This is a genomic window from Candidatus Nitrosotalea sinensis, from assembly GCF_900143675.1.
GTDB classification, from domain to species: domain Archaea; phylum Thermoproteota; class Nitrososphaeria; order Nitrososphaerales; family Nitrosopumilaceae; genus Nitrosotalea; species Nitrosotalea sinensis.
The window spans coordinates 214033-238635 of sequence record NZ_FRFC01000003.1 but is presented as its reverse complement, the minus strand read 5'-3'; the positions used below and the strand labels follow the sequence as shown (position 1 = coordinate 238635).

Genomic DNA, 24603 nt, shown 5'->3' with positions numbered 1-24603 from the left:
CATTAGAAAGCGTTTATGCATTTATTAGTTTTTTATACAATGTAATTGCAGAGCTTTCATCTTTTTCGCCAACAATTACAGCAGATCCACGTTTTAAGAAGCTTACATAGATATCATTAGAAGATATAGACAATCCGAGTTCACCTTGATTTTGTACCTTAAATCCTTTTTCAGATGCTATGCTAGTTATTTTTGGAACATCAATCTCGAACATGGTTGTTGGAGTTATTGAGAACGTTCTCTTCCCTCTATTGCGTCCACATAGCTCCTCAATAATAAGTTCCTGAGCAGGCATTTCTTCATGTTTTCCCGAACCGCATTCCGGACATTCATCTACTCTACTAAATACAGTAGTATTGAAATCAAGATTATCCAAATCAATGTACAACAGTTTGTTTGCCAGTGTAGGAGTTCTTCCTATCATGATTTTTACTGCTTCTGCAACCTCAATTCCCCCAACGATAGAAAGTATTGAAGGATGAACTCCCTCTGTACTACATGTAGGCATTGAATTTTCATCAAGTGATGGGAAAATACAATGGTAGCATGCAGTGTTGTGAGGAAGAATAGTAAACACCTGTCCAGAAACTCCTACCGCTGCTCCTGTTACAAATGGTATGTTTTTCTTAATACATGCCTTGTTAAGAGAATATCTGGCATTAACACTATCAAGCGCATCAATTACCACGTCACATCCCTCTACTACATCTAAAGCAGTATAGTCATTTACAGACACTGGTAATGCTTCTATTATTACATCTGAATTCATTTTTTTGAGTTTTTTTGCAGCTGCTTCTACTTTGACTTGACCAATATCAGACTCGTCAAACATTGTTTGTCTATGTAAATTAGATATCTCCACCACATCTCTGTCAACAATCCTTATTGTCCCTATTCCCATCGCAACTAATCGCGTTACTATAGGATTACCTAGTCCACCTACTCCAACAACACATGCCTTTGATTTTTTTAGTTTAAGCTGACCCTCATAACCGATTTCTTCCAACATCACTTGTCTAGAATATCTCTCAAGATCTTTACTTGAAAGATCAGAACCACCGGCTACTGCAGGCAATATGTAAATTTCATCACCGTCTTTTAATACAGTAGTCATACCTCCAGAAAATCTCATGTTTTTTCCATTTACGTATATGTTGATAAGAGATCGTGGAGATCCATCCGGATTTAGAACTCGTCTCTTAAATTCATCTCCTAATTGTTCTGCAATATTAACAAATGCCTCAGAGAGCGTACCAGCTGCTAATTCCACTTTCTTTTCGCCGCCCCCCTTGTTTAATACTGAAGGAATTGTGAATTTGATATTTGCCATTTATCTCACCAATGCCAATATTTTTCCAACGTCGGCCTGCATCACTTGGGGTTTTGACAATACATCCATCATAACCTCTGTTGTTTTTAGTCCGTTACCTGTTACATAGCATACAGTGTGGTCATTTTTGTCAATTTTTCCTTCATCAACCATTTTTTTCAGAACAGCAACAGAGACACCTCCTGCAGGTTCTGTGAATATACCTTCAGTCTTGGCAAGCAACAGTATAGCATCCAAGATTTCTTTGTTATTAGATTCTTCTGCAAATCCATTATATTGTTTTAGACGTCGTAATACGTATTGGCCATCACCAGGATCTCCTATTGCCAAGCTTTTTGCAATTGTATCAGGAGCTTCAACAGGAGTTACTTCTGAGAGATGTTTCTTGAAAGCATCAACGATTGGTGCACATCCATGTGGCTGAGCTGCAATCATGTGCATATTAGATACATTATTCAGTAATGAAACACTTTCCAGTTCTTCAAATCCTTTACAGATGGCATTTAACATTGCACCGCTTCCCACAGGGACAATCAATTGATCCGGTACTTTCCATCCAAGTTGTTCTGCTACTTCATATGCCAATGTTTTTGATCCCTCAACATAGTAGGAACGCATGTTTATGTTTACTATTCCTATTCCTTTACTATCTCCTATCTGTGCAGCAATTCTATTTGCATCATCATATGTACCGTCAACTGAGATGAAATTAGCACCATAAGAGAGAGCTTGAGTGATCTTTGCATGTTCTATATCACTTGGTGCAAAAATATAACATGGAAAATCTCCTTTAGCTGCATGTGCTGCAGTGGCAGATGCCAAGTTTCCAGTGGATGCACATCCTACTGCAGATAAACCAAATTCTTTTGCTTTTGAAACAGCAACACCTGCAGGTCTATCTTTGAATGAAAAAGTGGGATTTACCGAGTCATTTTTTATGTAGAGATTATTTAGTCCAAGAGATTTACCAAGTTTTTCTGCCCTAATCAAAGGCGTCATACCTGCACCTATGCTTACAATGTTAGATTTTGATTCAATTGGTAGTAGTTCATGATATCTCCAGTATGTGTGCTCACGATTTGAAAATGAATCCTTGTTCACAGATGGAAAATCATAGCATACATCAAGAGGACCAAAACATTCTTCACAGATATACTTGAAGGTAGGTGCGTATTCTTTTTTGCATTCCCTACATTGTAGAAACTTGATTTTTCCCAAGATAATTCTGACTTTGTAAAATAGTAGATAAAAAATCCTAATATTAATTTAAGCTATACTTAATTTCTAAAATACTATAATTAAGTAAAAATTAATACAAATCTAACTTTAATTGCAAAAAGATCAAAAAGTAAGAGAGAGAACAATATAGAAATTTTTGGAATTATAGAATTTTATAAATTTTTTAGAATTAGAAGAAATATTAATGATATAGTAAGAATGAAAATTAAAAATTGAAGATAAGAGAGAGAGCGAAAAAGAAGAAGCATACTGGAAAAATAATTGCTTTAGCTATAGTTGTAGGCATAGTTGCAATTTCAGTTTATTCTTATTATCAACAACAAGAAATAGAATCTAGACAGTGGAAATGGGTGGTATCAGGACCATTCTCAATCAATAAGAATCAGTACAAATTAGGAGAAAATATTTTCATGATAGTAAGCGGATTACAACCAACCGAAGCTGGAGAAATTGATATTGTTGATCCAAAGGGAGACACGTTTACAAAGATCCCATTTAATGGTACGCTCAAGTCTAACTTTAAACAATTCTTCAAACCTACAACTGAGAGAAGTATAGCATTATGCAATGCAACAGATTTGGTTGGCACATGGAATGTAGTATTTAGAGGAGTGCCTTACAAAGCAATACCATTTGAGATCGTAAACGAGTACATACCAGGAGAAGAGAAAAGTTCAGGCTTGGCTCCAGTTCCTAAAGGATTAAGTCCCTGCTAAAATTATTTTTCAAGGATATTGTGAAAGCATACACGATCTCCAGTATGGCATGCAGGTCCACTCGGTTCCACAAGATATATGATAGCATCAGAGTCACAGTCAACTAGTACCTCTTTTACTTTTTGTACATTTCCAGATTCTTCTCCTTTCATCCACAATTTATTTCTGGATCTACTCCAGAACCATGAATTACCAGTTTTTTGTGTAAGCTCAAGTGATTCTTTATTTGCATATGCAAGAGTCAAGACCTCTTTAGAATTTACATCTTGCACTATTACAGGCACAAGACCATCACTTTTTGCAAAATCAATATCGCCTATTTTTTTATTCATCACACCATCTCTTCTTGTATGCCCTATTTTTCTGTTATAGTCTTACAGGTACCCCATTCTCTTTTAGATATTCTTTTACCCTATCTACTGAGTGAGTCTTGTAGTGAAATATGGATGCGGCAAGAGCGGCATCTACATTAGTTTGTAAAAATACGTCAAGCATGTGTTTTGGTTTTCCACATCCCCCTGATGCCACAACAGGTATGTTTACAGTATTTACTATTTCTTGAATCAGTTGAACATCATAACCCTCTTTTGTTCCATCCATGTCGATGCTTGTCAGTAGAATTTCTCCTGCACCACGTCTTTCTACTTCTTTTGCCCACTCTATAGCATCAAGACCTGTAGGAGTTTTCCCTCCATAGATGAAAACTTCGAACCAGAATTTTTTTGAATCAGATTCGAAGATATGTTTGCCTTCTTTTATCTCAAAATTACGTCGTACATCCATAGCTATTACTATGCACTGTTTTCCAAAAATTTCCATCAATTTTGTTATTATTTCTGGATTTTTTACTGCTCCCGTGTTTATAGCAACTTTATCAGCACCACTGAGAAGAATGTCACGCGCGTCCTGTAGTGTCTTTACTCCTCCACCTACAGTAAATGGTATATCAATGACTTGTGCTACTTTTTTAACAAGGCTTTTGATTGTCTCTCGTTGCTGTTCTGATGCAGTAATATCAAGAAAGACCAGTTCGTCAGCACCTTCTTGACTATATTTTTCTGCAAGCAACACTGGGTCTCCCGCATCTTTTATTGATTTAAAATGCATTCCTTTTACTACTCTGCCGTTATCAACATCAAGACATGGAATTACTCTCTTGGTTAAAGTCATGCTAGAGCCTTGGCCTCCCCCACAGATATTTTTCCATCATATAATGCCTTACCAAGAATTACACCAAAGGCCCCACACTTCTTAACGTTTGTTATATCATGTAGACTAGAAATTCCTCCGCTGGCAATAACATGTGTATTTGGTAACTTGCATGATTTTGTTAGCGTATCAAGATCTGGGCCATTGAGTGTTCCATCTCGTTCCACAGTTGTTATAAGAAAATGAGAATATCCTTGATTTATAAAATTTTGAAGTCCTTGTTCAAGTTCTATACCAGTACTTTCCGTCCAACCACTTACTACTATTTTTCCTCCCATCTGATCTGCTGATATTACAATTCTCTCTTTTCGATATTTTGCAGATATTTCATCCAAAATTTGTTTATTCTTAAAGGCAACAGTTCCTAGAACTACTCTTGAGGAGAATTCAAGTGCGTTTTCTATTGTTTCTTTAGTACGCAGTCCTCCTGCAGATTCTATAGGTATTGAAACAGACTCGGCGATCTTTTTGATTGTTTGAAGGTTAGAACCAATGCCAAGTGTGGCATCCAAGTCTACTACATGAAGCATATCTGCACCAGATTTTTCCCATTTTTTTGCTATGCTAACAGGGTCTGAGCTGTACACGGTCTTGTTTTTAGGATCTCCTTTTACAAGTCGTACTACCTTATTGTCCATAATGTCAATTGCTGGAATTATTTTCACTTTTTACACACTCGTAAAAAGTTCTTTATCATCATAGAACCAACTTTTCCTGATTTTTCAGGATGAAATTGTGTTCCAAATAGGGTGTTGTCTTCAATCACTGCAGGTACATTTATTCCGTAATCAGAGTCTGCCTTTATGATGTCTTCATTTTTCGGTTTTACTCTATAGGAATGGACAAAATAAACCCATGAACCCTCCTTCACTCCATCTAACAAGACACTGGGTTTTTTGATTTGTAGATCATTCCATCCCATATGTGGAATCTTGAATTTATTTGGAAGAATAACTACCTCTCCATCAAAGACTCCCAGTCCTGATAACTTTCCTTCCTCACTCTTCTCAAAGAACATCTCCATTCCAAGACATATTCCAAGTATTGGGATTTGATCCTTAACCAGATCTTGAAATGCCACCTTTGATGTATTCAAACTGGTTATCGCAGGATCAAAGTTTCCAACTCCAGGCAAGAGTAATCCCGAATAGTTTTTTATTTTTTTGAGATTAGTTATGATGTCAACTTCTGCTTCATTTTTTTCAAGTGATGATTTTAGGCTGAATATGTTCCCTGCCCCATAATCAAATATAGCTACCTTGACCATCACATGGCACCTTTTGTACTAGGTATTCCTTTTTGTTTGGAATCATATCCTGCTGCAGTTCGCCAGGCTACTGCAAATGCCTTTATTGCAGATTCTATCTTGTGGTGATCATTTTCTCCGTACTTTACAGATACGTGCATACAGATGTTTAGATTCTGAGCAAGTGATCTGAAAAAATGTTCAAGATCTTCTCTAGAAATCTCTTCGATTTGATTTCTTTTTATAGATAGTTCAATTTGTTGATATTGTCTTTTTACTAGATCAAGTGATGCTTCTGCAAGTGACTCATCCATAGGTACTGAAGCATGACCAAATCTCACAATACCAGCTCTATCACCCAGTGATTGGTCCATTGCAGCTCCAAGTGTAATAGCTGTATCCTCTATTAGGTGGTGGTCTATCCCATCCATTGATTTGGCAATTAATTTCAAGTCCATCATGGCATGTTTTGACATCGATATAATGAGGTGATCAAGAAACGCTAGTCCTGTCTTTACAGATATCTTTCCAGTTCCATCAAGATCTACCTCGACTAGTACCTCGGTTTCCTTAGTTTTTCTATTAACGTGTGCTTTTCTAGACTTCATTAAAATCCCCGAGTAGAGAATGGATTTATGCCTAGACCAGATTTAATGTATTCGGAATTAGATCTATTGATTTTATTATGATATCTGCATTTATGCTCTCAAATAGTGTTCTTTTTGCCTGAGGATCTTTACTAGTGCCATATATCCCACAGAATATTGTTGATACACCATGTTCATTGGCTTTATGGGCCATGATATAGTCTTCCATGGAGTCACCTACATATAGCGCGTTTTTTCCATTCATGCCCTTTATTGCAGATATAAGGGATTGGGGATTTGGTTTTGCCATTTCACGAGGCTCATCCTCAAGAAATTTCGAGTTGTGTAGATCAAACGCATCAAAAAGACCCTTTAGTGAATATTTTGCAGACAAGTGACCGCGCCCTGTTACAATTGCTAATTTGTTACCAAATTTTACATGAAGTTTCTGTACAAGGTCTCTGCTCAAAAGAACTACATCATTTTCAATTAGTCCAGGACCATCAAAGAATTGAGGTTTTCTCTTATAGAGTTGTAGATATAGCTCAGAACCATAAAAAATCTCATCAAAGATTGAGGATAGAGGGTTTTGAAATTTTGGGCTTGGATATGACAGTGTCTTTCTAATATCTGAAACATCTGCATTTATAGAATCAAGATATTTTTCAACTGATTTGATACCAGTTTGATCTGCATTCTCAATTAATTGGCAAACAAATTTGTGGAATGGTTCGTTTCTTTTTTGTGCTGCAACTACACCAAGTATTAATGCATATGTAACATCAATTTCATCATTAAAGCCACCACTAGCTTTGAATCCTTCTATCATCTGTTTTGTAACAAGACCTGATTGGTTTATGTGAGCCATCTTTTGTACTATATAGTCTACAGTTTTTTGTATGGCTAGATCATATGATTTTGTGATATCAATAAGAACTCCATCACAATCAAACACTATAGAATCTAGTTTTTTCATTACTGGAATTTTTTCTGGATTTATCATCATTCCCTCTGCAATCTCCTGTAGAGTCAATTTAGCAAATCCCGTATGGCTGTGAGAAATCTAGAGTTCATTTCTTCTGATCCCACGGTAACTCGTAGACATCCATCGTATTTTCCAATTTTACCAAGATTCTTTATCGAAATACCTTGTTCAAGTAAAGCCTTGTAGATTCGTTGACCAGAACCACCAGTTGCAAAGAGAACAAAATTTGCTTTCGAATCAAATACCGAGAATATTTTCATTTGCTGAAGATTTGAGATGATTCTTGAACGTTCTTTCTTAATAAGACATGCTACATCTTCAAAATACTTTGATTGTTTAAGAGATAATATGCCAACTTCTATTGCAAATGTGTTTAGTGGATAAGGGTACTGAATTACTCTTGTGAATGTGTCAATTATTCGTGCATTTGCAACAAAATATCCTATTCTCAACCCTGCCAGGCCAAATGACTTGGATAGTGTTCTAAGCACAATGAGATTGTTCACTTTTCTAGTCAATTCAACAATCGAATAATCAGAAAATTCCACATATGCTTCATCTATTATTACAAGGCCTTTGAATTCCCGCACTAGTTTTTCCAGGTCTTTTCTTGGGAATTGGAATCCAGTTGGATTGTTAGGCGTATCAAGATACAAAATATCAGCTTTCTTTGAGTTTGACAAAAACTTGTCCAGATCAAGCATCATGTTTTTGTCAAAGGGAATTTTTATTGTAGAAATTCCATATAATTTACAGCGTTCTTCAAAGAATCCAAAAGTTGGATCTGAGGTCAGAATTTTTGTGGCCTTGGATGCGAAATTACTGAGGAAAAGATCAATTATTTGATCAGAACCGTTTCCAACTCCAATCATTTCTTTAGGCATCTTGAGATACTTTGAAATTTCTTCTACTAGTTTTTCTGTTCCCCCCAATGGATATTCTCTAATATCAATACGCTCTCTTGCCTTACTCATCATAGATTCAAGAAATTCTTTTGGTACTGCATAATTTTCATTGGAATCAAGCTTTATTGCACCTGTGTATTTTTCCGGTTTTTTGTATCCTGTAAGTTTGGAATATCCCTCAAGTTCTCTTACAAACCAATCTTTTTTCATAGCAACCTTCCCTTTACTGCTTCATAGTGGTTTGGCAAGTCTTCTGCATCTGTTAGGGCTTTCATATATTTTGAGATTTTTTTCAATGAGGTTTTTGATGATTCTACCTGAGTTTTTATTTTCATATAATCAAGTACACCTAGAGAGCCCCTAGTTCTTCCAAACCTATTAGTTGGAAGAACATGATTTGATCCTAACAGATAATCGCTTGCAGATGAAGGAGTATTTTCTCCCAACAATATCAATCCAGCTGACTTTATATCTTGTGCAAGTCTTCTGGAATTCCTTGTCACAAGTTCAAGGTGTTCAGGTGCAAGCTTGTTTGCAAAATCAACCATTTGTTGAGTAGTTTTACATATTGCAATAAACCCATTTTGCTGCAAGCTTTCCCTTACAATGGAAGACCTCTTAACAAATGAGAGCCTTTGTTCAAGTGATTTTAATACTAAATTTTTCAATTGTATAGAGTTTGTTATCAGGCAACACATTGTATCAGGGCTGTGTTCTGCCTGAGAGATAAGATCAAGCGCTACAAGATCGGCATTAGATGTATCATCTGCTACAATTGCTAGCTCTGTAGGACCTGCTATCATGTCAATTGAAACAACTTCACTTAGTAATGACTTGGCAAGAGTAACAAATGAACCCCCTGGACCCACTATCTTGTCTACTTGGGGGATGGATTGTGTTCCATATGCAAGGGCTGCAATGGCCTGAGCACCCCCTATTTTATAGAATTCATCTACTCCACAGATATCTGCTGCAACAAGTGTAAGTGGATCTATTTTTCCTCGATAAGATGGAGATACGGCAACTATTTTTTTTACTCCTGCGACTTTTGCAGGAACAGTTGACATTATCACAGTACTCGGATATCGAGCCTTTCCACCAGGAATGTAACAGCCAACAGTATCAATTGGTAAAAACGTTTTTTTTATAACAATTCCATCCATCACTATAGAAACATTTCCCAGTTTCTTTCGTACCGCATTTTCAGATTTTTCTAGGCGAAATTTGGCAAGTTTAATTCCATCAATTTGTTCTTTTGTCACCTTGGAATAGGCAGACTTTATTTCCCGTCTAGTAACTTTCAGAGAGCGGATTTTAGCTCCGCTAAATTTTGTTTCATATTCTTGTAGAGCTTTATCCTTTCTTTTTTGTACATCAGAAATGATATCTAGTACTTTTTGCCTTGCAGTGCTATCTATTTTTGGCCTTGTGGACTCTATGATTGAATCCACATTGTAAACATTGATGATTTTCATCAACTTTCCTCATCACGTTTTATCTCCTCAAGTGCCAAAATTTGTTTTGGCTCATGTACCACTAGACCCTGTGCAATCTTTCGTAGTTTTGGAATCATCTTATGGAATTCAGATTTTGGAATAACTGTGTTGATTCCATACCAGCCTTTTTCACTCAATGGACTTATTGTAGGTTGTTTGAGCGATGGTAACTCATGCAACAGTTTGTCTAGATTTTCTTCTTTAACATTTAAGAACAGATGTAGATGCTTCTTTCCTTCTACCGCACCTCTCAACATTGTTACAATGTCATATATTTTTCCTCGTTTGGATTTGTCCTTTAGAGATACTTTGTTTGCTATCAGAACTGCAGTTGATTCCACCACAGTCTCAACAATTTTTAGTTGATTTTGTGTCAGAGTAGTACCAGTTTCTGTTACATCAACTATAGCATCAACATCCTCCGGAGGTTTTGCTTCTGTTGCTCCAAAAGAGAGGAAGATCTGAACATTTTTGTTCGAACCTTGACTCAACCATGGTGTAACTATAACAGGGGTTTTAGTACCATAGAGTTTCTTGTAGTTCTTGCATTGCATGATAAATTTGGCAGTTGTGTTAAGATACTCAGAAGATATTCTCAGTATTTTCTTTTTCTTTGCGTATGCCAATATCATTTCATCGAGTGATTTAAAGTGATAAGAGTCAGGAATTGCAACTACAAGTTTTATTTTTCCATACTCTAGATCAAGAAGTATCTCTACATCAGAATTTGTTTCCTTGACCCAATCTCTTCCAGTTATACCTACATCATACAATCCTGCAAATACAAGATTAGGAATTTCTTGTGGGCGTAGCATTTTTACTGAGATGAGGGGATCATCAAGCAAGACACGGTAAGTTCTGTCTCTTTTTACTACACGTGTCCATGATCTTTCAAGTATCTTGAAGGTAGCTTCTTCTATGCTTCCCTTAGGAACGGCAAATTTTACCAAAGTCAATGTAGACCTAACAAACTTCTTTGGATATATATTTAGTCGCCTAGAGATTTTCCAGAATCTCTCGTGCTCTAGTAACAGAGATATTTCCTTCCTTTGTCATTTGGGCTATTACTTGAGCAATCTTTTCAGGTGGGACTCCTGCACTGGCAGCGATGTTTTTAGCATGAAGCTTCATGTGGCCCTTCTGTATTCCCTCGGAAGCCAGGGCTCTCATTGCACTGAGATTTTGTGCAAGTCCTGCTGCACCTATAATACATGACAATTCACGAGCAGATTTTACGCCTAGGATTTTCAAACAGGTTTTCATTACAGGATGAATGTTGATTATCCCACCAACAATTCCTACAGACATGGGCATTTCTATTTCTCCAACTAGATTCCCATCTCGGTCTTTTTTCCACTTTGTGAGTGATGTATAATGACCATCCTTTGAGGCATATGCATGAGCTGCAGCCTCAATTGCTCGTGTATCCTGTCCAGTAGAATTTGCAACTGCAATGATTCCATTCATTATTCCTTTGTTATGAGTAACAGCTCGGTATGGGTCATTTGCTGCAAATTCATATGCCAAAATTATATTATCTACAACATTACTGCCACCCAACTCTTCTTTATCAAACGTGGCTCTTCCTCTGACTAGTCTTCTAGTAGAATAGTTTGATAATATTTTTAGTACTGCCCTGCCTCCAGTTATTTCTTCTATCATAGGTGCAACTGCTTCGCACATGGTATTTGTAACATTAGCACCCATTGCATCACCAACATCTATTAGAATTTCAACTACAAGCATAGGACCAGATCTTGTCGAGATTTCTTTACACAGAACTTGTTTCGCCCCTTTTCCCATTTTTGATAATGTATTACTTTTTGAATTTGCAAGAGTAATGATATCATCAGACTTGGCCAAGATTTTTCGAGTTACAGATTTCACATCAACATCGACTATTTGGATCTGTCCAATACTGTATGATTCGTCTGCTTCCATTGTAAACCCACCATGTTTTCTTGCAATCTTGGCAGCCTTGGATGCAGCAGCGATTACAGAGGGTTCCTCTATTACCATTGGGACAAGATAGTCATTTCCATTTATTTTGAAATTGGTTGCAATACCAAGTGGAAATGAGACAATTCCTACAGCGTTTTCAACCATCGTATTTGCTTGATCAAAAGTTATTCCTCCATTTCCTTTCAGGATTTCTACTTCTTCTTTTGAAAGATTAGAAAATGATTCTAGTGTTTTTATTTTTTCATCTCTTGTTTTTTCATGAAATTTTGAGATAGAAGAATCAGTCAATTTACTTCACAATCCTCAATAGTTTATCATCATTTTTGTCTGGAAATCCTTGTCCATCGGTATTAGCAGTAAGAACATATGCATAACCATCAGGTCCCACCCCAACCTCACGAATTCGTCCAAGACCATCTAATATGATCTTTTGTGATGTCATGTTACCATCAGAGACATGGAGTTGATACAGTATGTTTCCACGAAGGGTAGTCATCAGCAAACTATCCTTGAAATCAAGAGGTCCTGAACCATAATATGCAATACCTGCAGGTTCTACACTAATATTATAACACAAAAGTGCAGGCTGGTATCCTGGAGAACCAGTACATTCTTGATTTGGCCATCCATAGTTTTTTCCTTTTTGTATTACATTAAGTTCATCATTTTTGGTTGGGCCTTCCTCAGTTTCATACAAGATTCCTTTACTATCCCATGTAAGACCTTGAGGATTCCTGTGACCTGATGAATAAACTGGGGAATTTGGATAAGGATTGTCATTTGGAATAGAGCCATCATCGTTTAATCTCAATATCTTTCCTGCAAGAGAGGTCAAATCTTGAGCGGCATTTTCATCTGTTGCATCTCCAGTACCAATGTAGAGTTTTCCATCAGGACCAAATTTTATCACTCCTCCATCATCAAATTCTGCGCCAGGAATTTTATCAAGTATGACAGTTGCATCAGATATTTTATTATTAGATTCAGTTATTCGAAGAACCTTGTTCCACAATTTGTCTCCATCTTTATAGGTGTAATAGACATAGATCCAGTGATTTTTTGCAAAATTTGGATGTGTTGCTACTCCAAGAAGACCTGCATCAGAAATATCAGATGCATGAAGATCAGCAACAGAGTCATTTACAAGTATACCATTATCTACAACTCGTAGTTTACCAATTTTTTCAGTGAAAAATATTTTCCCATCACCAAATGCCATTGCCCAAGGTTTCTGTAGATGTGTTGCAATAACTTGTACTGCATCACTTCCAGTAGTTGTACTAGTATTGGGTTGTGGAATTACAATTGATCCTGAAGGAGATGTGACAATCAAAATGGAAGCTGCAATAGCAGCTACTATCGCCAATATTCTAGTTTTTTTATCCACAGGTCTGAGACTTGAGAAATCCTATTAATTATTTCTAAATTCGTTTAAAGAGTATATATCACCCTTGAGGCCTTTCTTCACTTAGCGGGGTGGGGAAGTCAGACTAATGGGCTAAGTCATCCCGGCGGGCTCATAATCTATACCGATGAGATACCCGCAAGTCAGTAGTTCAAATCTACTCCCCGCTATCTTCAAGATATTAATTTGAGAACCATCTTTTAGAGTTGTCAAATTCGATTTTGGCATTGATTTTATTGATACGTTGCATTGGGCGTGTCAAATGACGATGTGCAGAGATCACAGGAAGATAGAATTGTTTGCTGATGTTACGTAAGACTTCTTGTTCAACTTTTTCTCTGGCAGTATTTCCACATTTGATACATTGATAGCCTTGTTTTACTCCCTTTGATTTCATTCGTTTATTGCATTTTGTGCAGGAAGGATTCACTATTATTACATGTTTTTTTAAATCAAGTATTTCAAGAAATTCTACATTTAGAACCTGACCATGTTTTTTTGAAGATTTTCTAATTCCGCCTCCAACTTTTACTAAATCTCCTTCTATCAGATTTTCTGCAATAGAGCCAAGCTTTGTCGGTTTGTATATCGCACACTTGATGATAGAATTGTTTACAGATATGGAAAAAAATACATGTCCGCCCAAAGTTGTTTGTGGTTTTTGAATTATATTTCCAACCAAGTAACCAGAAGAAAATGGTCGAAGATGTCTTACATCAAGTTGATTTTGTAGATGATCACCTGTACCTTGATTTGAACGAAATACCATGTAACCACAAAATTTTTCCTTTGATTGTACCATTGATGCACCTTTAATTACAGAATCGGGATCTTCTCCACGTACTCCAAAAAGAACTGGATCTGGACCGTGTGGTGCTATAAGAATTCTATTTTTTGATTCATCAAAGCTGTTAAATGTTTTTGGAAATGTATGGTGCTGCATTTTAGCTACACTGATTTTGGATATTTCTCTTTTTTTACCAAGATTTGTTTTGTTTCTGTAGGAGATTAGCTCAAAAGTATGATCTCTAAAATCGTATCCTATTGCACCTATTGCTCCAATTAATCCTTGGCCATTTCCTAGATGATATGTCTCAAGTTCATTGTCTTGAACAAATTTTTTTGTTTCTTTTCTACTTACTAGGCGATGTAGTGCCATTTTTCCAAATTCAGAAAAATTTGCAGGGATCTCTTTTTTTTCATAAAAAACAAGGCCTGGATTCGCACCATCACCTACTGCAGAATATTTTTGGATAAATTTCACAATATTTTTTTTGATCAGACCAGGATTGCCAGTCTTTATTTTTAATGCAACGGCACCATTTCCACGAGTTTTCCAGGGGACATTAGGGTTGAATCTAATTAGATATGGATAATCAAGAAATTGTACTTGTTCTTTTTTCAGATATTCTACAATTTTATAGGCAAGAAAAGTTGTGCACATTCCCTTTCTAGAGTCTGTATCATCAAAACCAATATGGAGAATTGAGCTTTCTTTCATTCGATTACAGTCATTGTAAGTGTAGAGCGTACATTTTTGAGTTGCCTTATGTTATTGGATATTGTTTTCTTGAGTGTTTCATTGTCTGGTGCTTCAACCTTTACTACTAGATCATATGCACCATAGAGAACATAGACATACTTGACACTAGGCATATTTTTTAGCTGATTTAGCAATTCACTTTCTGCTCCCAGTTCAGTGTTTATCAATACAAAAGCAATGGGCATTGATAGCTCTTTGGAATGTACAATATTAAATATTGTGGAGGTTCGTTTGATTTAAATTAAAAAAACAATTGTTGATAACGATTGATAGTAATAGATGAGGAAAAGATTTTCCAGGAAATAGAAAAAAGAAAACCTGCTTCGGTGGCATTAAACGGTCCAGATGGAATAATACCAAAGATCCAGGAGACTGCATCAAGAATAATGGAGAAGTTTGGAATTCCAGCCTATGTTATGGCAGACAGTTGTTTTGGTACATGCGATCTCAACTCTAATGGTGCAAAAGTTTTGGGAGCAGAAATTCTATTTCACATAGGTCACACGATTAATTCAATGAGTTTTGGGGACAACATAGTCCTAATAGACGCATTTGATAACATGTCATTTGAAAAAATTGCCAGAAAATGTGCTAAAGAAATCAAGGAGAGAACAGTTTCACTTGTTACAGACAGCCAACATTTGCACGAGGTAGACAAGGTGCGTGAGATACTTGAAGAAGGCGGAATGACAGTAAAGATTGGAAAAGGCAAGGGGCAGCTAAACGACGGTCAAGTATTTGGTTGTGAGTTTTATCCAGTAGCAGAAACAAAGAATGTGGTAGAGGCAAACGTATTCTTAGGACAAAGCAATTTTCATGCAGCCGGGATTGCATTGTCTACTAACTTGCCAACATATGTTCTTGATCCATACTTTAATGAGATTAGAGAAGTTACAGAATTTGCAAGAAAACTGCAAAAGTCTGCAATATTGACAGTTTACAAGGCAGCAGAGGCTGAGACATTTGGAATAATTGTAGGCCTAAAAGAAGGTCAGTTCTCAAAAGTCACTGCAATAAAATTCAAAAAAGAATTAGAAAAGATGGGGAAAAAAGTACAACTATTTGCAATAACAGATATCACAGATGAAAGATTGCGTAATCTAAAAGGAATTGATGCATTCATCCAGGTTGCATGTCCAAGAATATCGACTGACAATCATTTCCACAAGCCAGTTTTATCTACACCACAGGCAAATGCATTGTTGAAGATACTAAGGAAGGAAGGTATGGAAGAATTCTTGCAGATTTCCCATTGGCTATAAACAATTATAATCATCAGAACTCAACTTATGACATTGTCTCAAAAACCAGCTCTTCCAGGGGATAAAATTGCAATAATTGAAGAATTCGAAACAGGTGAGAATACATTTGATGATGGTCAATCAATAAGATCACTAGTTGTAGGCACACCAGAATTTGACAAGACTAGTAGAATAGCTAGAATTAGTGGTATGCGCAGACCAGCAGTTGCCAAGTCAGGAGACGTGGTAACAGGCAGTGTTGCAGCCCTCATGAATAACATGTTTGCGATAAATATCTTGTACATAAATGGCAAGCCCACACATGCTGGCCTTGAATGCATATGCCAGGCCAAGGGGGCAAAGAAGAGAATTCTTGTAAGAGTAGGTGACATAGTGACTGCAAAAATACTCAGTCTTCTCAATGGAGTAATACATGCCACAATTAGTGAACCTGAATTAGGGGTTTTATTTACACAGTGTATCAAGTGTGGCGCAAAGGTAATAGCAATGAGTAACAACATAAAATGCATAGACTGTGGATATATTGAAGAGAGAAAACTATCAACCAGGTTTGGAAACAGCGATTTTATAAAATTCAATTCCAACTAAGAAACATGTTAAAAGTAGCATTTCAAGGAGAACCGGGAGCTTATAGTCAGGCAGCAGCAATAGGATTTTTCAAAGAACAAATTGAGACTGTTCCATATTCCACGTTTTATGATGCTCTTGGGTCAACAGAAAGCGGAAATACTGACTGTACCATACTTCCTGTAGAAAATTCTCTTGAGGGAAGTGTGGGTGAAAGCTATGATTTACTACTTACAACCAAACTCAATGCCATTGGAGAGACATATCATAGAATATCACACTGCTTAATTGGTTTACAGAATCTTGGAAAGATTGATACTGTATATTCACACCCTCAGGCACTTGGTCAATGCAGGAAATTTATACAAGAAAATCATCTCAAGCCCATACCAACCTATGATACTGCAGGAAGTGTAAAAATTCTCTTAGAGCTAAATAAGGACAACATAGCGTGTATTGCTAGCAGAAAGGCTGCAGAGATATACAATGTTCCAATAATAAGAGAAGGTATAGAAGACAACTCAAATAATTATACAAGATTTCTTGTTATGGCAAACAATAAAAAAGAAAGAACTACAAAAGACAAGACATCAATAATTTTTGCAATAAAGCATGTTCCAGGTGCATTGTATAACATTCTTGAAAAATTCAATGCAAACAAAATTAATCTGACAAAAATTGAATCTCGCCCTACAAAGAGTACTCCCTGGGAGTACAATTTTTACGTAGACTTTGAGGGTCATCAGGACGATAAGAATATTCAAGATACATTAGAAAAGATAAAGACAAACACTACATTCTTGAAGATAGTTGGTTCATACCCACGAGCCGAACTAAATTAGAATCCTTTTGGCTTCCGTATTGAAAATGCGGCACTAATTCCAATTATTAGAACTCCAGAGGATATTACTATGAGGTGAGATGTAAATATTATAGGATTTGTCACTGCCTCTAGCTTACCTACTACATGAAGTGTAGAGCCTCCAGTATTTGTCACATTGATAAAGTGTCTTCCACTGACAAGGCTGTACCAATCAAAACTTATCTCCTTTTCAAAGTCTCTGTCAACCTGAAGCCCATCTCCAGGAGTCTTCATCAATACATGAAATGAACTGCCTGTAACATTGAGAGATTCATGATAATGTTTTTCTGCATCAAATGCAAATACGTCACTTTTTCCAATATCTACTGTATCGCTAACATCATGCACATTGGTGGATATAGTTTGTAAAAGGAAAAATGTTCCCAGAACTACTGCAATTGAGCCAATTGCAATTCCAGCAATGGATTTTTTTGTCAACATTGTGAAAAATTAATTCTTGATATTATTTAAAGTAAATTACATCAATTCCACATCATGGGGTTGACTTTCTGCATATCCTGCTGTTGACATTTTTATAAATTCTGCATTCTGTTGCATTTGAGGAATTGTATTTGCACCACAATAGCTAAGGCCTGAGCGAATTCCTCCTGTTAATTGTTTAATGATATCAGTTACACTTCCCTTGTATGGAACCATTGCTTCAACTCCTTCTGCCACATAATCATTAAGATCTTCCACCATTGAAGCATTACTAGTCTCTTTAGATTTTCTTCCTAATGCAGCATAAAATGACGCCATTCCTCTGTAAATTTTGTATCGTTTACCATTTTTCATCATAAATGAACCTGGACTTTCATCGGTTCCACCAAGTAAACTGCCAACCATTACAGTAGATGCTCCTGCAGCAAGTGCTTTTGTTGCATCACCTGATGTTCGTACACCCCCGTCAGATATTATCGGAATACCATATTTTTTGCCAACTTGGGCACAATCCATAACAGCAGTTAGTTGCGGCACTCCAGAACCTGTGATAACTCTAGTGATACAAATAGAACCAGAACCTACACCTACCTTTACTGCATCAACACCAGCCTGAATGAGATCCTCCGTACCTTGGGCAGTAGCTACATTTCCTGCAATTAATTCACAGTTTGGAAATGCTTTTTTTATCAATCGAACTGTATTGATAGCATTTTCACTGTGTCCATGTGCTATATCTACAACTATGGCATCTGCTCCTGCATCAAGTAGAGCCTCTGTTCTTTCCATGAAATCTCCCTTTACTCCAACTGCAGCTCCAACAAGAGGTCTACCTTTCTTGTCCTTTGAGGCCTGAGGATAATTTCCTGCATTTATGATGTCTTTACTTGTTATCAAGCCCTTGACATGTCCTCTTTCGTCAAGAAGTGGAAGTTTCTCAATGCAATTCTCTCGTAGAATGTCTTTTGCAGAAACAACATCTATTCCAAATTTTGCCGTAATGACATCATTCGTCATGACTTCTGTAACCTTTTTAGTTTCATCTTTTGCTTCGAGCATAACAATATCTCGTCTTGTCAATATTCCAACAAGTTTTCCTTGATCATCAGTGACAAGAAGTCCTGATGCACCTTTTTCTCTCATTGATTCTATTGCATCACGGACAGTTTGTTCTGGCTTGATTGTATACGGATTTTCTATCAATATACTACCTGAACGCTTTGTCTTGAGAACCTCGGTTACCTGCTCAGATATAGTAAGAAATCTATGTATGATACCTATTCCTCCTTCCCTTGCTATTGCTACTGCCATAGCAGACTCGGTAACTGTATCCATGTTAGCACTTATGATAGGTATGTTGAGTGAGATATTTTTGGAAAGTTTTGTTTGTAGATTGGTTTGAGATCTTGTAACAATAGATGAACGTTTGGGAACAAGGAGCACATCATCAAATGTTAGTCCTTCCCTTATTTCCAATGAAACCTTCTTGAATTGTATGAAAATCTGTTATAAGCCTTTCTTGATATTTTTTAGATCTGATGCGATCTTTGTTGCATCAGATGTAGCCTTGACATGGTGTGTGCGTATTATATCAGCACCATGCAAAACAGCAAAAGTTTCTGCGGCCAAGGAACCATAGAGTCGCTTTTGTGGATCAGGTTCACTTAGAAGTTCTCCCAAGAAGGATTTACGTGAGACAGAGACAAGAATTGGATATTTTCCTCTTACAATATTCAAATTGTTTAAAATTACAAGATCTCTTTGTAACCAATCAGAACTTATCCTGGTAAATAATACACCTTGTGCCTTTTTTCTAAAAAACCCAATTGCAGGATCTACCACAATATTTCTTTTTGAAACCCCAGACCTTAATGCGATTTTGACACTTTGATCAATCAACTTTTGTGTTTGGATGATATGATTTCCTCTGATAGGTTGTTCTCCAAATGCACATAAAATTACTGATGGAGTATATTCTTCCAACACATGAATCATTTTTTCATCATATTTCAATCCAGAGACATCATTTACTATCTCAACACCTAGGTCAAGTGCAGCTTTTGCCACAGCTGCTCTACAGGTATCAATGGAGATTGGCAATCGTGAAACCTTTTGTATCGCTTCAATCGCATTTGTGACTCTTCCAATCTCTTTTTCCTCCGAGATTAAGGTCCTGATATATGGCGCAGTGGACATACCGCCAACATCGATAAAATCTGCACCATCTTCTTCCATTGATTTGGCAGTTTTTGAGATAATTCTTTTTTCTGTAAATATCGATTTTTTATAAAATGACTCTGGACTGGTGTTGATAATGCCCATTATCCTTACAGGATTGGAGCCTCCTACTTTGACACTGGCAAGATTATGCATATGGTTTATGATTAACCCAGGATCATTTAGACTTATGATTAAAGGATGGCATGAAAAGTATTTAGAAATTTTAAAAGAATTTCATTATGATAGAATAAAAGAGATACAAGCCGCCAATGTACTTGACTGGTTGCTTGAAAAGAAATCACAACCATACAGTATTAGAAAAAAGATCAGCGGTAAGGCTGTTTTTGTCATAGGCGCAGGACCATCTCTTGATTCTGCAATATCACATATCAAAAAATTCAAAAATATAACAAAGATTGTTGCAGACGGTTCTGCCCAGGCATTACTTGAGCATGACATAGTTCCAGATATCATAGTAACTGATCTTGATGGTGACATTGATTCTCTTAGGAAAGCTTCAGAATTAGGATCAATCATGGTAGTACATGCACATGGAGACAACATACCAAGACTTCCATATTCTACATTGTTTCAAAATTGTATTGGAACTACAGAAGACAAACAAGTTGGAATGGTAAAGAATTTTGGAGGTTTTACTGACGGAGACAGATGTGTTTTTCTTGCAGAACATTTTGGTGCAAAGAAAATCATTCTAATTGGGATGGATTTTGGGACCAAGATAGGGAGATACTCAAAGCAAGTTGTTTCAGACAGGTCTACAAAGATAAGAAAACTTGAAAAAGCAAAATCTCTATTGGAGTGGCTTGCCTCAAATACCAACGCAAAATTGTATACCACAACCTACCCAATCAAGGGATTTGAAAATATGAGAATTTCCGATCTTCGAAGAATCATATCGTAAAATAATGAAATTCTCATTCTAGTTTCTAATTAAGAATAACCATGCATCAAGAACAATGCTTGAACCAACTTTCAGCTTGTTTTAATATTTATTATCCATTTTACAATAGGAAAAACATGGATTCTGAAGAACATCTCCGTGACATTTTAGAGTTAAGAGAGTGGATCTCAGAAGAGATTGAAAAAAGAGAAAAAGAGATAGACAAGTTTAGACAAAATATCAGGATTCTTGATTCTATCGTAAAACAATCAAGCTTTAGCAAGGCGTCTTCGTTGGTATCATCATCAAACAAGCCAGTTACACAATCAAAACAAGAATCTTCGGTAATTCCAATCAAATCCCAAGATAGAATCTTGGCAAATGCACATGTAACGTCAGATGAAATGGTAATCATTCCATCAGAAGATATAACATTAGATGTGGAGACAAATCCCTTCAAGTCATTCTTTCTTGGAAGAATCATAGGAGGTATGGAGAATCAAGATAGGCTTGATGCCCAAAATGGCAAAATTCCACAAAATACTATGATATCATGTCTTGTAAACAAGGATGGCGGTAAAATAAGGGAGATACTCATCAAAAATTATAGGCAAAAAGAAAGAGTCAGCGAGATAATAAATACAGTAACATGGTCATTTTCCAGAATGCTTGAGAATTCTCAAAAGTGATACGATGGACAAAATTATTGTTCTAGATTTTGGTTCGCAATATAGCCATCTGATTTGTAGAAGAATCAGAGAGTTTTCAGTTTATTCAGAACTTGTTCCATATGACATATCACTTGAAGAATTAAAAAAGATGAATCCAAAAGGAATCGTCTTTAGTGGAGGTCCTGCAAGTGTTTACAACAAAGATTCGCCACAACCATCAAGTGGAATATTTGAGATAGGCCTTCCAGTGCTTGGCATATGTTATGGTCATCAGTTGATCGTAAACAAGTTTGGCGGAAAAGTAAGGCGAGCTCACAAGGAATATGGTTCATCGGTATTAAGCATAGACAATGACTCTGACTTGCTTTCAGGGATGGGTAAATCTACAAGAGCATGGATGAGCCATGGTGATGCAGCAGAAAGTTTACCTGAAGGATTTAATGTCATAGGACATACTGAGAATTCTTTTGCAGCTGCGATTGCAAACAAGCAAAAAATGGTATATGGAATACAATTTCATCCAGAGGTAATACATACAGAAAATGGAGTCCAAGTGCTCAAAAATTTTGTATTAAACATATGCAAAGCAAAACAGGACTGGACATTAGAGAACTTTATAGAGAATACAATATCTGAGATTTCAAAAATTGATGGCAACGTTTTGTGTGGTATTAGTGGAGGTGTTGATTCCACAGTAGCTGCAGTACTAATTCAAAAAGCAATCGGGGACAAGCTCAAGTGTGTCTTTGTAGACAATGGGCTTTTGCGACTTGATGAGGAAATGGAGGTAAATAATATGTTTGAGAATAATTTTGGAATGAACTTTACAATGATAAATGCAAAAGACAGATTTCTTTCAAGATTAAAGGGAGTAACTGATCCTGAACAAAAACGAAAGATCGTAGGAGAAGAATTTGTCAAGGTATTTACAGAATTTGCGGAGAAAAATGGTCCCTTCAAGTGGCTTGCCCAAGGAACTTTGTATCCTGATGTCATAGAAAGTGGTGTATCAAAAGGCCCTGCAGCAGTAATAAAGACTCATCATAATGTAGGTGGACTTCCATCATGGCTACACCTACAGGTTCTAGAACCTCTCAGATTCCTCTACAAAGACGAGGTAAGGAGAGTAGGCAAGATATTAGGAGTACCAGACAAGTTACTATACCGCCACCCATTTCCAGGACCCGGGCTTGCAGTAAGAGTAATGGGTGAACTTACTCCAGAGAAGCTTCAGATTGCAAAACAAGCAAGCAAGATTGTGGAGAACGAACTTGTTGTATCAGGCTGGTACGACAAAGTATGGCAAGCCTATGCTGCAGTTGGCGATGACAGAGCAGTAGGAGTAGTGGGAGATGAAAGAAAATATGGACATGTTGTACTTGTAAGGGTAGTGGATTCAATTGATGCCATGACTGCAGATTGGACAAGGCTTCCCTCTGAAATTTTAGAGAGAATAAGTAACAGGATTACAAATGAGGTAGAAGATGTGGCCTGGGTTAGCTATGTAATTTCAAGCAAGCCGCCTGCTACAATAGAACCACAATAAAAAGTCCATTAACACCCTTTAAAGAAAGATATGACTAGAATAAAGATAAGTTACTTTAAAGTAAAATTTTGTATTTTAAAGGAAAATTACAAGAAAAGTGACTAGGGCACCACTGTAATTCTTGCAGTTGGTGGATTCTGGTCCTGAATCACTGTTACTTTGACTGTGCTGCTGCTTGAACCATATTGGTTGGTTACAGTGAGCTTGAATTCTAACACCTTCTGTTGACCATAGTCAACTGCTGGCGAGTAGAATGCTGGGTGTGCAGTACCTCTGAGTATCAGAGTAACTGGGTCACCGCTTGTCTGTTCCCACTTGTATGTGATGTTGTCACCAGTACTGGCGCTTCCATCCAACACAACTCTACTGTTTGGTGAAACTACTTGGTCTGGACCTGCATTAGCAACTGGTGGTTGTCCGGTTGCTGGCAAGTTGCTTACCTTGATAGTTACAGAGCATGATGGGATATCTACCATGTTGTCAGATACATCTAGTGTAAATCTCAATGTGCTGCTTGAACCAACTGGAGTAGGTGCTACAAATGATGGACTCATGTCAGTGCTAGAAGACAATTTTACTGGTTCTCCAGATATTTGTCTCCAATAGTATGATATTGTGTCACCACTTGGGTTAGCGACTGATACTGGTAATCTCACTAGTGAGTTAGCATATACAGAAGCGTCTTGGCATGCCACGGTTGGATCTTGGTGGGTGCTCTTGACGGTGACTTTGGTCATGGCAGCAGATTTGCCTCCATGTCCATCATCTGCAGTAAATACGAATAACAAAACTGAAGTCTGGCCAGGTGTTACCGCTGGTGCAACAAATGATGTATCAGTTGTTGTGGTAGAGGATAACTGTACTGCGGTACCAGAATATTGTCCCCATGATAAGGTTAACGGATCATTGTCTGGGTCTGTTGCAGTACCTTTGAGTGAAACTACTGTTCCCTCATCGACAACCTGGTCTGGGTTTACTGTAACAACCGGTGGATGATTTACGTGTAATACTATGACATCAAAGGTTGTGGAATCTTCTAGTTTATACCCATCATCAACTGTTAATGATATCTTTAGTGACTTGACTTGATTTGCTGGAACTGATGGTGCGATGAAGGATATTACAGGTTCAGTAGAACTTGGGGTAAATGTTATCTTGTCTCCTGAGACTTGGCCCCATTGATAGGTTAACTTTTTACCTGCATCAGGAGTTGTTGATTTTAGACCGGAAAGTGTAACTTTTGTATTTTCATATACTACAATGCTATTTGCAAGAGAACCCTGCAAAAAGTATTGGTTCAATGTGCCAGATCTAGCAACATCTGTGGTATAGAATTTAGAACAGTAAATGTGATCGGTACCTTGGAATTGCTGAATACATTGTTGTAGATACTGTTGTGCACCAAGGTCACCTGCACTAGTTTGAGCATGTGCAGACATTGTTGGTACCACTGCAGAAAAGATCATTGCTGCTAGTATAGCAACAAAAAATTTGTAATTCAACTTGTGAG

At 37.0% G+C, this 24603-nt stretch carries 26 protein-coding genes and 1 tRNA gene; 8 read left to right on the top strand and 19 right to left on the bottom strand.

The window, feature by feature from the left end:
- Positions 1-13 precede the first annotated feature (13 nt).
- Positions 14-1330 carry a ThiF family adenylyltransferase gene (locus tag NSIN_RS02860; RefSeq protein ID WP_101009302.1) on the bottom strand — a complete coding sequence of 439 codons (1317 nt, stop codon included), beginning with the start codon at positions 1328-1330 and terminating at the stop codon, positions 14-16.
- Positions 1331-2548, bottom strand: coding sequence for a threonine synthase (locus tag NSIN_RS02855; RefSeq protein WP_394340804.1), 1218 nt, complete (start codon positions 2546-2548; stop codon positions 1331-1333).
- A gap of 233 nt (positions 2549-2781) precedes the next feature.
- On the opposite strand from NSIN_RS02855, the gene NSIN_RS02850 reads away from it, so the two are divergent.
- Positions 2782-3285 carry a hypothetical protein gene (locus NSIN_RS02850; protein WP_101009300.1) on the top strand — a complete coding sequence of 168 codons (504 nt, stop codon included), beginning with the start codon at positions 2782-2784 and terminating at the stop codon, positions 3283-3285.
- Between the two features lie 2 nt (positions 3286-3287).
- On the opposite strand, the gene hisI is transcribed toward NSIN_RS02850, so the two are convergent.
- From hisI to NSIN_RS02795, 11 genes are read right to left on the bottom strand one after another with little or no spacing between them, the layout of a single operon-like run.
- Positions 3288-3617, bottom strand: a complete 330-nt coding sequence (gene hisI / locus NSIN_RS02845; protein ID WP_101009299.1) for a phosphoribosyl-AMP cyclohydrolase — start codon at positions 3615-3617, stop codon at positions 3288-3290.
- 34 nt (positions 3618-3651) lie between these two features.
- Positions 3652-4455 (bottom strand): imidazole glycerol phosphate synthase subunit HisF, encoded by an 804-nt coding sequence (gene hisF / locus NSIN_RS02840; RefSeq protein ID WP_101009298.1) that lies wholly within the window; start codon positions 4453-4455, stop codon positions 3652-3654.
- Entirely contained in the window at positions 4452-5159 is a 708-nt protein-coding gene (hisA, locus tag NSIN_RS02835; RefSeq protein ID WP_101009297.1) for a 1-(5-phosphoribosyl)-5-[(5-phosphoribosylamino)methylideneamino]imidazole-4-carboxamide isomerase, read from the bottom strand. Before hisA ends, hisF begins: the two co-directional genes overlap by 4 nt.
- On the bottom strand, positions 5156-5761 hold the full coding sequence (gene hisH / locus NSIN_RS02830; protein WP_101009296.1) for an imidazole glycerol phosphate synthase subunit HisH: 606 nt from the start codon (positions 5759-5761) through the stop codon (positions 5156-5158). The genes hisA and hisH overlap by 4 nt, the downstream gene beginning before the upstream one ends.
- Positions 5761-6348: an imidazoleglycerol-phosphate dehydratase gene (locus NSIN_RS02825; protein WP_101009295.1), complete on the bottom strand. Its 588-nt coding sequence runs from the start codon at positions 6346-6348 to the stop codon at positions 5761-5763. The genes hisH and NSIN_RS02825 overlap by 1 nt, the downstream gene beginning before the upstream one ends.
- Positions 6349-6379: 31 nt before the next feature.
- Positions 6380-7360: an HAD family hydrolase gene (locus NSIN_RS02820; RefSeq protein ID WP_101009294.1), complete on the bottom strand. Its 981-nt coding sequence runs from the start codon at positions 7358-7360 to the stop codon at positions 6380-6382.
- Positions 7357-8427, bottom strand: a complete 1071-nt coding sequence (gene hisC / locus NSIN_RS02815; protein ID WP_101009293.1) for a histidinol-phosphate transaminase — start codon at positions 8425-8427, stop codon at positions 7357-7359. The genes NSIN_RS02820 and hisC overlap by 4 nt, the downstream gene beginning before the upstream one ends.
- Positions 8424-9692, bottom strand: a complete 1269-nt coding sequence (gene hisD, locus NSIN_RS02810) for a histidinol dehydrogenase (RefSeq protein ID WP_101009292.1) — start codon at positions 9690-9692, stop codon at positions 8424-8426. Before hisD ends, hisC begins: the two co-directional genes overlap by 4 nt.
- Positions 9692-10669, bottom strand: a complete 978-nt coding sequence (gene hisG / locus NSIN_RS02805) for an ATP phosphoribosyltransferase (protein WP_101009291.1) — start codon at positions 10667-10669, stop codon at positions 9692-9694. Before hisG ends, hisD begins: the two co-directional genes overlap by 1 nt.
- 40 nt (positions 10670-10709) lie before the next feature.
- Positions 10710-11963: a hydroxymethylglutaryl-CoA reductase, degradative gene (locus NSIN_RS02800; protein ID WP_101009290.1), complete on the bottom strand. Its 1254-nt coding sequence runs from the start codon at positions 11961-11963 to the stop codon at positions 10710-10712.
- A 1-nt stretch (position 11964) separates the two neighbouring features.
- Complete coding sequence (locus NSIN_RS02795; RefSeq protein WP_101009289.1) at positions 11965-13062, bottom strand: PQQ-dependent sugar dehydrogenase; 1098 nt, start codon at positions 13060-13062, stop codon at positions 11965-11967.
- Between the two features lie 83 nt (positions 13063-13145).
- Between NSIN_RS02795 and NSIN_RS09400 the strand changes: the two genes are divergently transcribed.
- Positions 13146-13250, top strand: a tRNA-Met gene (locus NSIN_RS09400).
- 11 nt (positions 13251-13261) lie between these two features.
- On the opposite strand, the gene NSIN_RS02790 is transcribed toward NSIN_RS09400, so the two are convergent.
- Positions 13262-14581 carry a tRNA(Ile)(2)-agmatinylcytidine synthase gene (locus tag NSIN_RS02790; RefSeq protein ID WP_101009288.1) on the bottom strand — a complete coding sequence of 440 codons (1320 nt, stop codon included), beginning with the start codon at positions 14579-14581 and terminating at the stop codon, positions 13262-13264.
- Positions 14578-14808 (bottom strand): Lrp/AsnC ligand binding domain-containing protein, encoded by a 231-nt coding sequence (locus NSIN_RS02785; protein ID WP_101009287.1) that lies wholly within the window; start codon positions 14806-14808, stop codon positions 14578-14580. Before NSIN_RS02785 ends, NSIN_RS02790 begins: the two co-directional genes overlap by 4 nt.
- 81 nt (positions 14809-14889) lie before the next feature.
- Between NSIN_RS02785 and dph2 the strand changes: the two genes are divergently transcribed.
- From dph2 to pheA, 3 genes are read left to right on the top strand one after another with little or no spacing between them, the layout of a single operon-like run.
- Positions 14890-15885: a diphthamide biosynthesis enzyme Dph2 gene (dph2, locus tag NSIN_RS02780; RefSeq protein WP_101009286.1), complete on the top strand. Its 996-nt coding sequence runs from the start codon at positions 14890-14892 to the stop codon at positions 15883-15885.
- Between the two features lie 33 nt (positions 15886-15918).
- Positions 15919-16473, top strand: a complete 555-nt coding sequence (locus tag NSIN_RS02775) for an exosome complex RNA-binding protein Csl4 (protein WP_245871886.1) — start codon at positions 15919-15921, stop codon at positions 16471-16473.
- 5 nt (positions 16474-16478) lie between these two features.
- The gene (gene pheA, locus NSIN_RS02770) at positions 16479-17294 is read left to right on the top strand and encodes a prephenate dehydratase (RefSeq protein ID WP_101009284.1); all 816 of its coding nucleotides are present in this window, start codon (positions 16479-16481) and stop codon (positions 17292-17294) included.
- Here the strand turns inward: pheA and NSIN_RS02765 are convergent.
- The 3 genes from NSIN_RS02765 to folP are packed head-to-tail and all read right to left on the bottom strand — an operon-like array spanning position 17291 to position 20128.
- The gene (locus tag NSIN_RS02765) at positions 17291-17755 is read right to left on the bottom strand and encodes a hypothetical protein (protein WP_101009283.1); all 465 of its coding nucleotides are present in this window, start codon (positions 17753-17755) and stop codon (positions 17291-17293) included. The genes pheA and NSIN_RS02765 overlap by 4 nt on opposite strands.
- A 36-nt stretch (positions 17756-17791) precedes the next feature.
- The gene (gene guaB / locus NSIN_RS02760) at positions 17792-19231 is read right to left on the bottom strand and encodes an IMP dehydrogenase (RefSeq protein ID WP_101009282.1); all 1440 of its coding nucleotides are present in this window, start codon (positions 19229-19231) and stop codon (positions 17792-17794) included.
- 30 nt (positions 19232-19261) lie between these two features.
- A complete protein-coding gene (gene folP / locus NSIN_RS02755) occupies positions 19262-20128 on the bottom strand; it encodes a dihydropteroate synthase (RefSeq protein WP_101009281.1) in 867 nt (288 codons plus the stop codon).
- 34 nt (positions 20129-20162) lie between these two features.
- Here folP and NSIN_RS02750 point away from each other — a divergent pair, with 34 nt between their 5' ends.
- The 3 genes from NSIN_RS02750 to guaA all read left to right on the top strand — a co-directional run bounded on the left by NSIN_RS02750 (position 20163) and on the right by guaA (position 23093).
- Positions 20163-20897 (top strand): 6-hydroxymethylpterin diphosphokinase MptE-like protein, encoded by a 735-nt coding sequence (locus NSIN_RS02750; RefSeq protein ID WP_101010000.1) that lies wholly within the window; start codon positions 20163-20165, stop codon positions 20895-20897.
- A 116-nt stretch (positions 20898-21013) separates the two neighbouring features.
- Entirely contained in the window at positions 21014-21565 is a 552-nt protein-coding gene (locus NSIN_RS02745) for a hypothetical protein (protein WP_101009280.1), read from the top strand.
- A gap of 4 nt (positions 21566-21569) precedes the next feature.
- The gene (gene guaA / locus NSIN_RS02740) at positions 21570-23093 is read left to right on the top strand and encodes a glutamine-hydrolyzing GMP synthase (RefSeq protein ID WP_101009999.1); all 1524 of its coding nucleotides are present in this window, start codon (positions 21570-21572) and stop codon (positions 23091-23093) included.
- 101 nt (positions 23094-23194) lie between these two features.
- Here guaA and NSIN_RS02735 read toward each other — a convergent pair whose 3' ends face one another.
- Complete coding sequence (locus NSIN_RS02735) at positions 23195-24595, bottom strand: PKD domain-containing protein (RefSeq protein ID WP_101009279.1); 1401 nt, start codon at positions 24593-24595, stop codon at positions 23195-23197.
- Positions 24596-24603 lie beyond the last annotated feature (8 nt).

What these genes read in the sequence shown, in the direction of transcription:
- NSIN_RS02745 (WP_101009280.1), top strand. Translation starts at nt 21,014, where the DNA reads ATGGATTCTGAAGAACATCTCCGTGACATTTTAGAGTTAAGAGAGTGG.
- hisD (WP_101009292.1), bottom strand. Translation starts at nt 9,692, where the DNA reads ATGAAAATCATCAATGTTTACAATGTGGATTCAATCATAGAGTCCACA.
- NSIN_RS02765 (WP_101009283.1), bottom strand. Translation starts at nt 17,755, where the DNA reads ATGTTGACAAAAAAATCCATTGCTGGAATTGCAATTGGCTCAATTGCA.
- guaA (WP_101009999.1), top strand. Translation starts at nt 21,570, where the DNA reads ATGGACAAAATTATTGTTCTAGATTTTGGTTCGCAATATAGCCATCTG.
- hisC (WP_101009293.1), bottom strand. Translation starts at nt 8,427, where the DNA reads ATGAAAAAAGATTGGTTTGTAAGAGAACTTGAGGGATATTCCAAACTT.
- hisF (WP_101009298.1), bottom strand. Translation starts at nt 4,455, where the DNA reads ATGACTTTAACCAAGAGAGTAATTCCATGTCTTGATGTTGATAACGGC.
- NSIN_RS02790 (WP_101009288.1), bottom strand. Translation starts at nt 14,581, where the DNA reads ATGAAAGAAAGCTCAATTCTCCATATTGGTTTTGATGATACAGACTCT.
- NSIN_RS02785 (WP_101009287.1), bottom strand. Translation starts at nt 14,808, where the DNA reads ATGCCCATTGCTTTTGTATTGATAAACACTGAACTGGGAGCAGAAAGT.
- NSIN_RS02750 (WP_101010000.1), top strand. Translation starts at nt 20,163, where the DNA reads ATGATTAAAGGATGGCATGAAAAGTATTTAGAAATTTTAAAAGAATTT.
- hisH (WP_101009296.1), bottom strand. Translation starts at nt 5,761, where the DNA reads ATGGTCAAGGTAGCTATATTTGATTATGGGGCAGGGAACATATTCAGC.
- folP (WP_101009281.1), bottom strand. Translation starts at nt 20,128, where the DNA reads ATGCATAATCTTGCCAGTGTCAAAGTAGGAGGCTCCAATCCTGTAAGG.
- pheA (WP_101009284.1), top strand. Translation starts at nt 16,479, where the DNA reads ATGTTAAAAGTAGCATTTCAAGGAGAACCGGGAGCTTATAGTCAGGCA.
- NSIN_RS02860 (WP_101009302.1), bottom strand. Translation starts at nt 1,330, where the DNA reads ATGGCAAATATCAAATTCACAATTCCTTCAGTATTAAACAAGGGGGGC.
- NSIN_RS02825 (WP_101009295.1), bottom strand. Translation starts at nt 6,348, where the DNA reads ATGAAGTCTAGAAAAGCACACGTTAATAGAAAAACTAAGGAAACCGAG.
- hisI (WP_101009299.1), bottom strand. Translation starts at nt 3,617, where the DNA reads ATGAATAAAAAAATAGGCGATATTGATTTTGCAAAAAGTGATGGTCTT.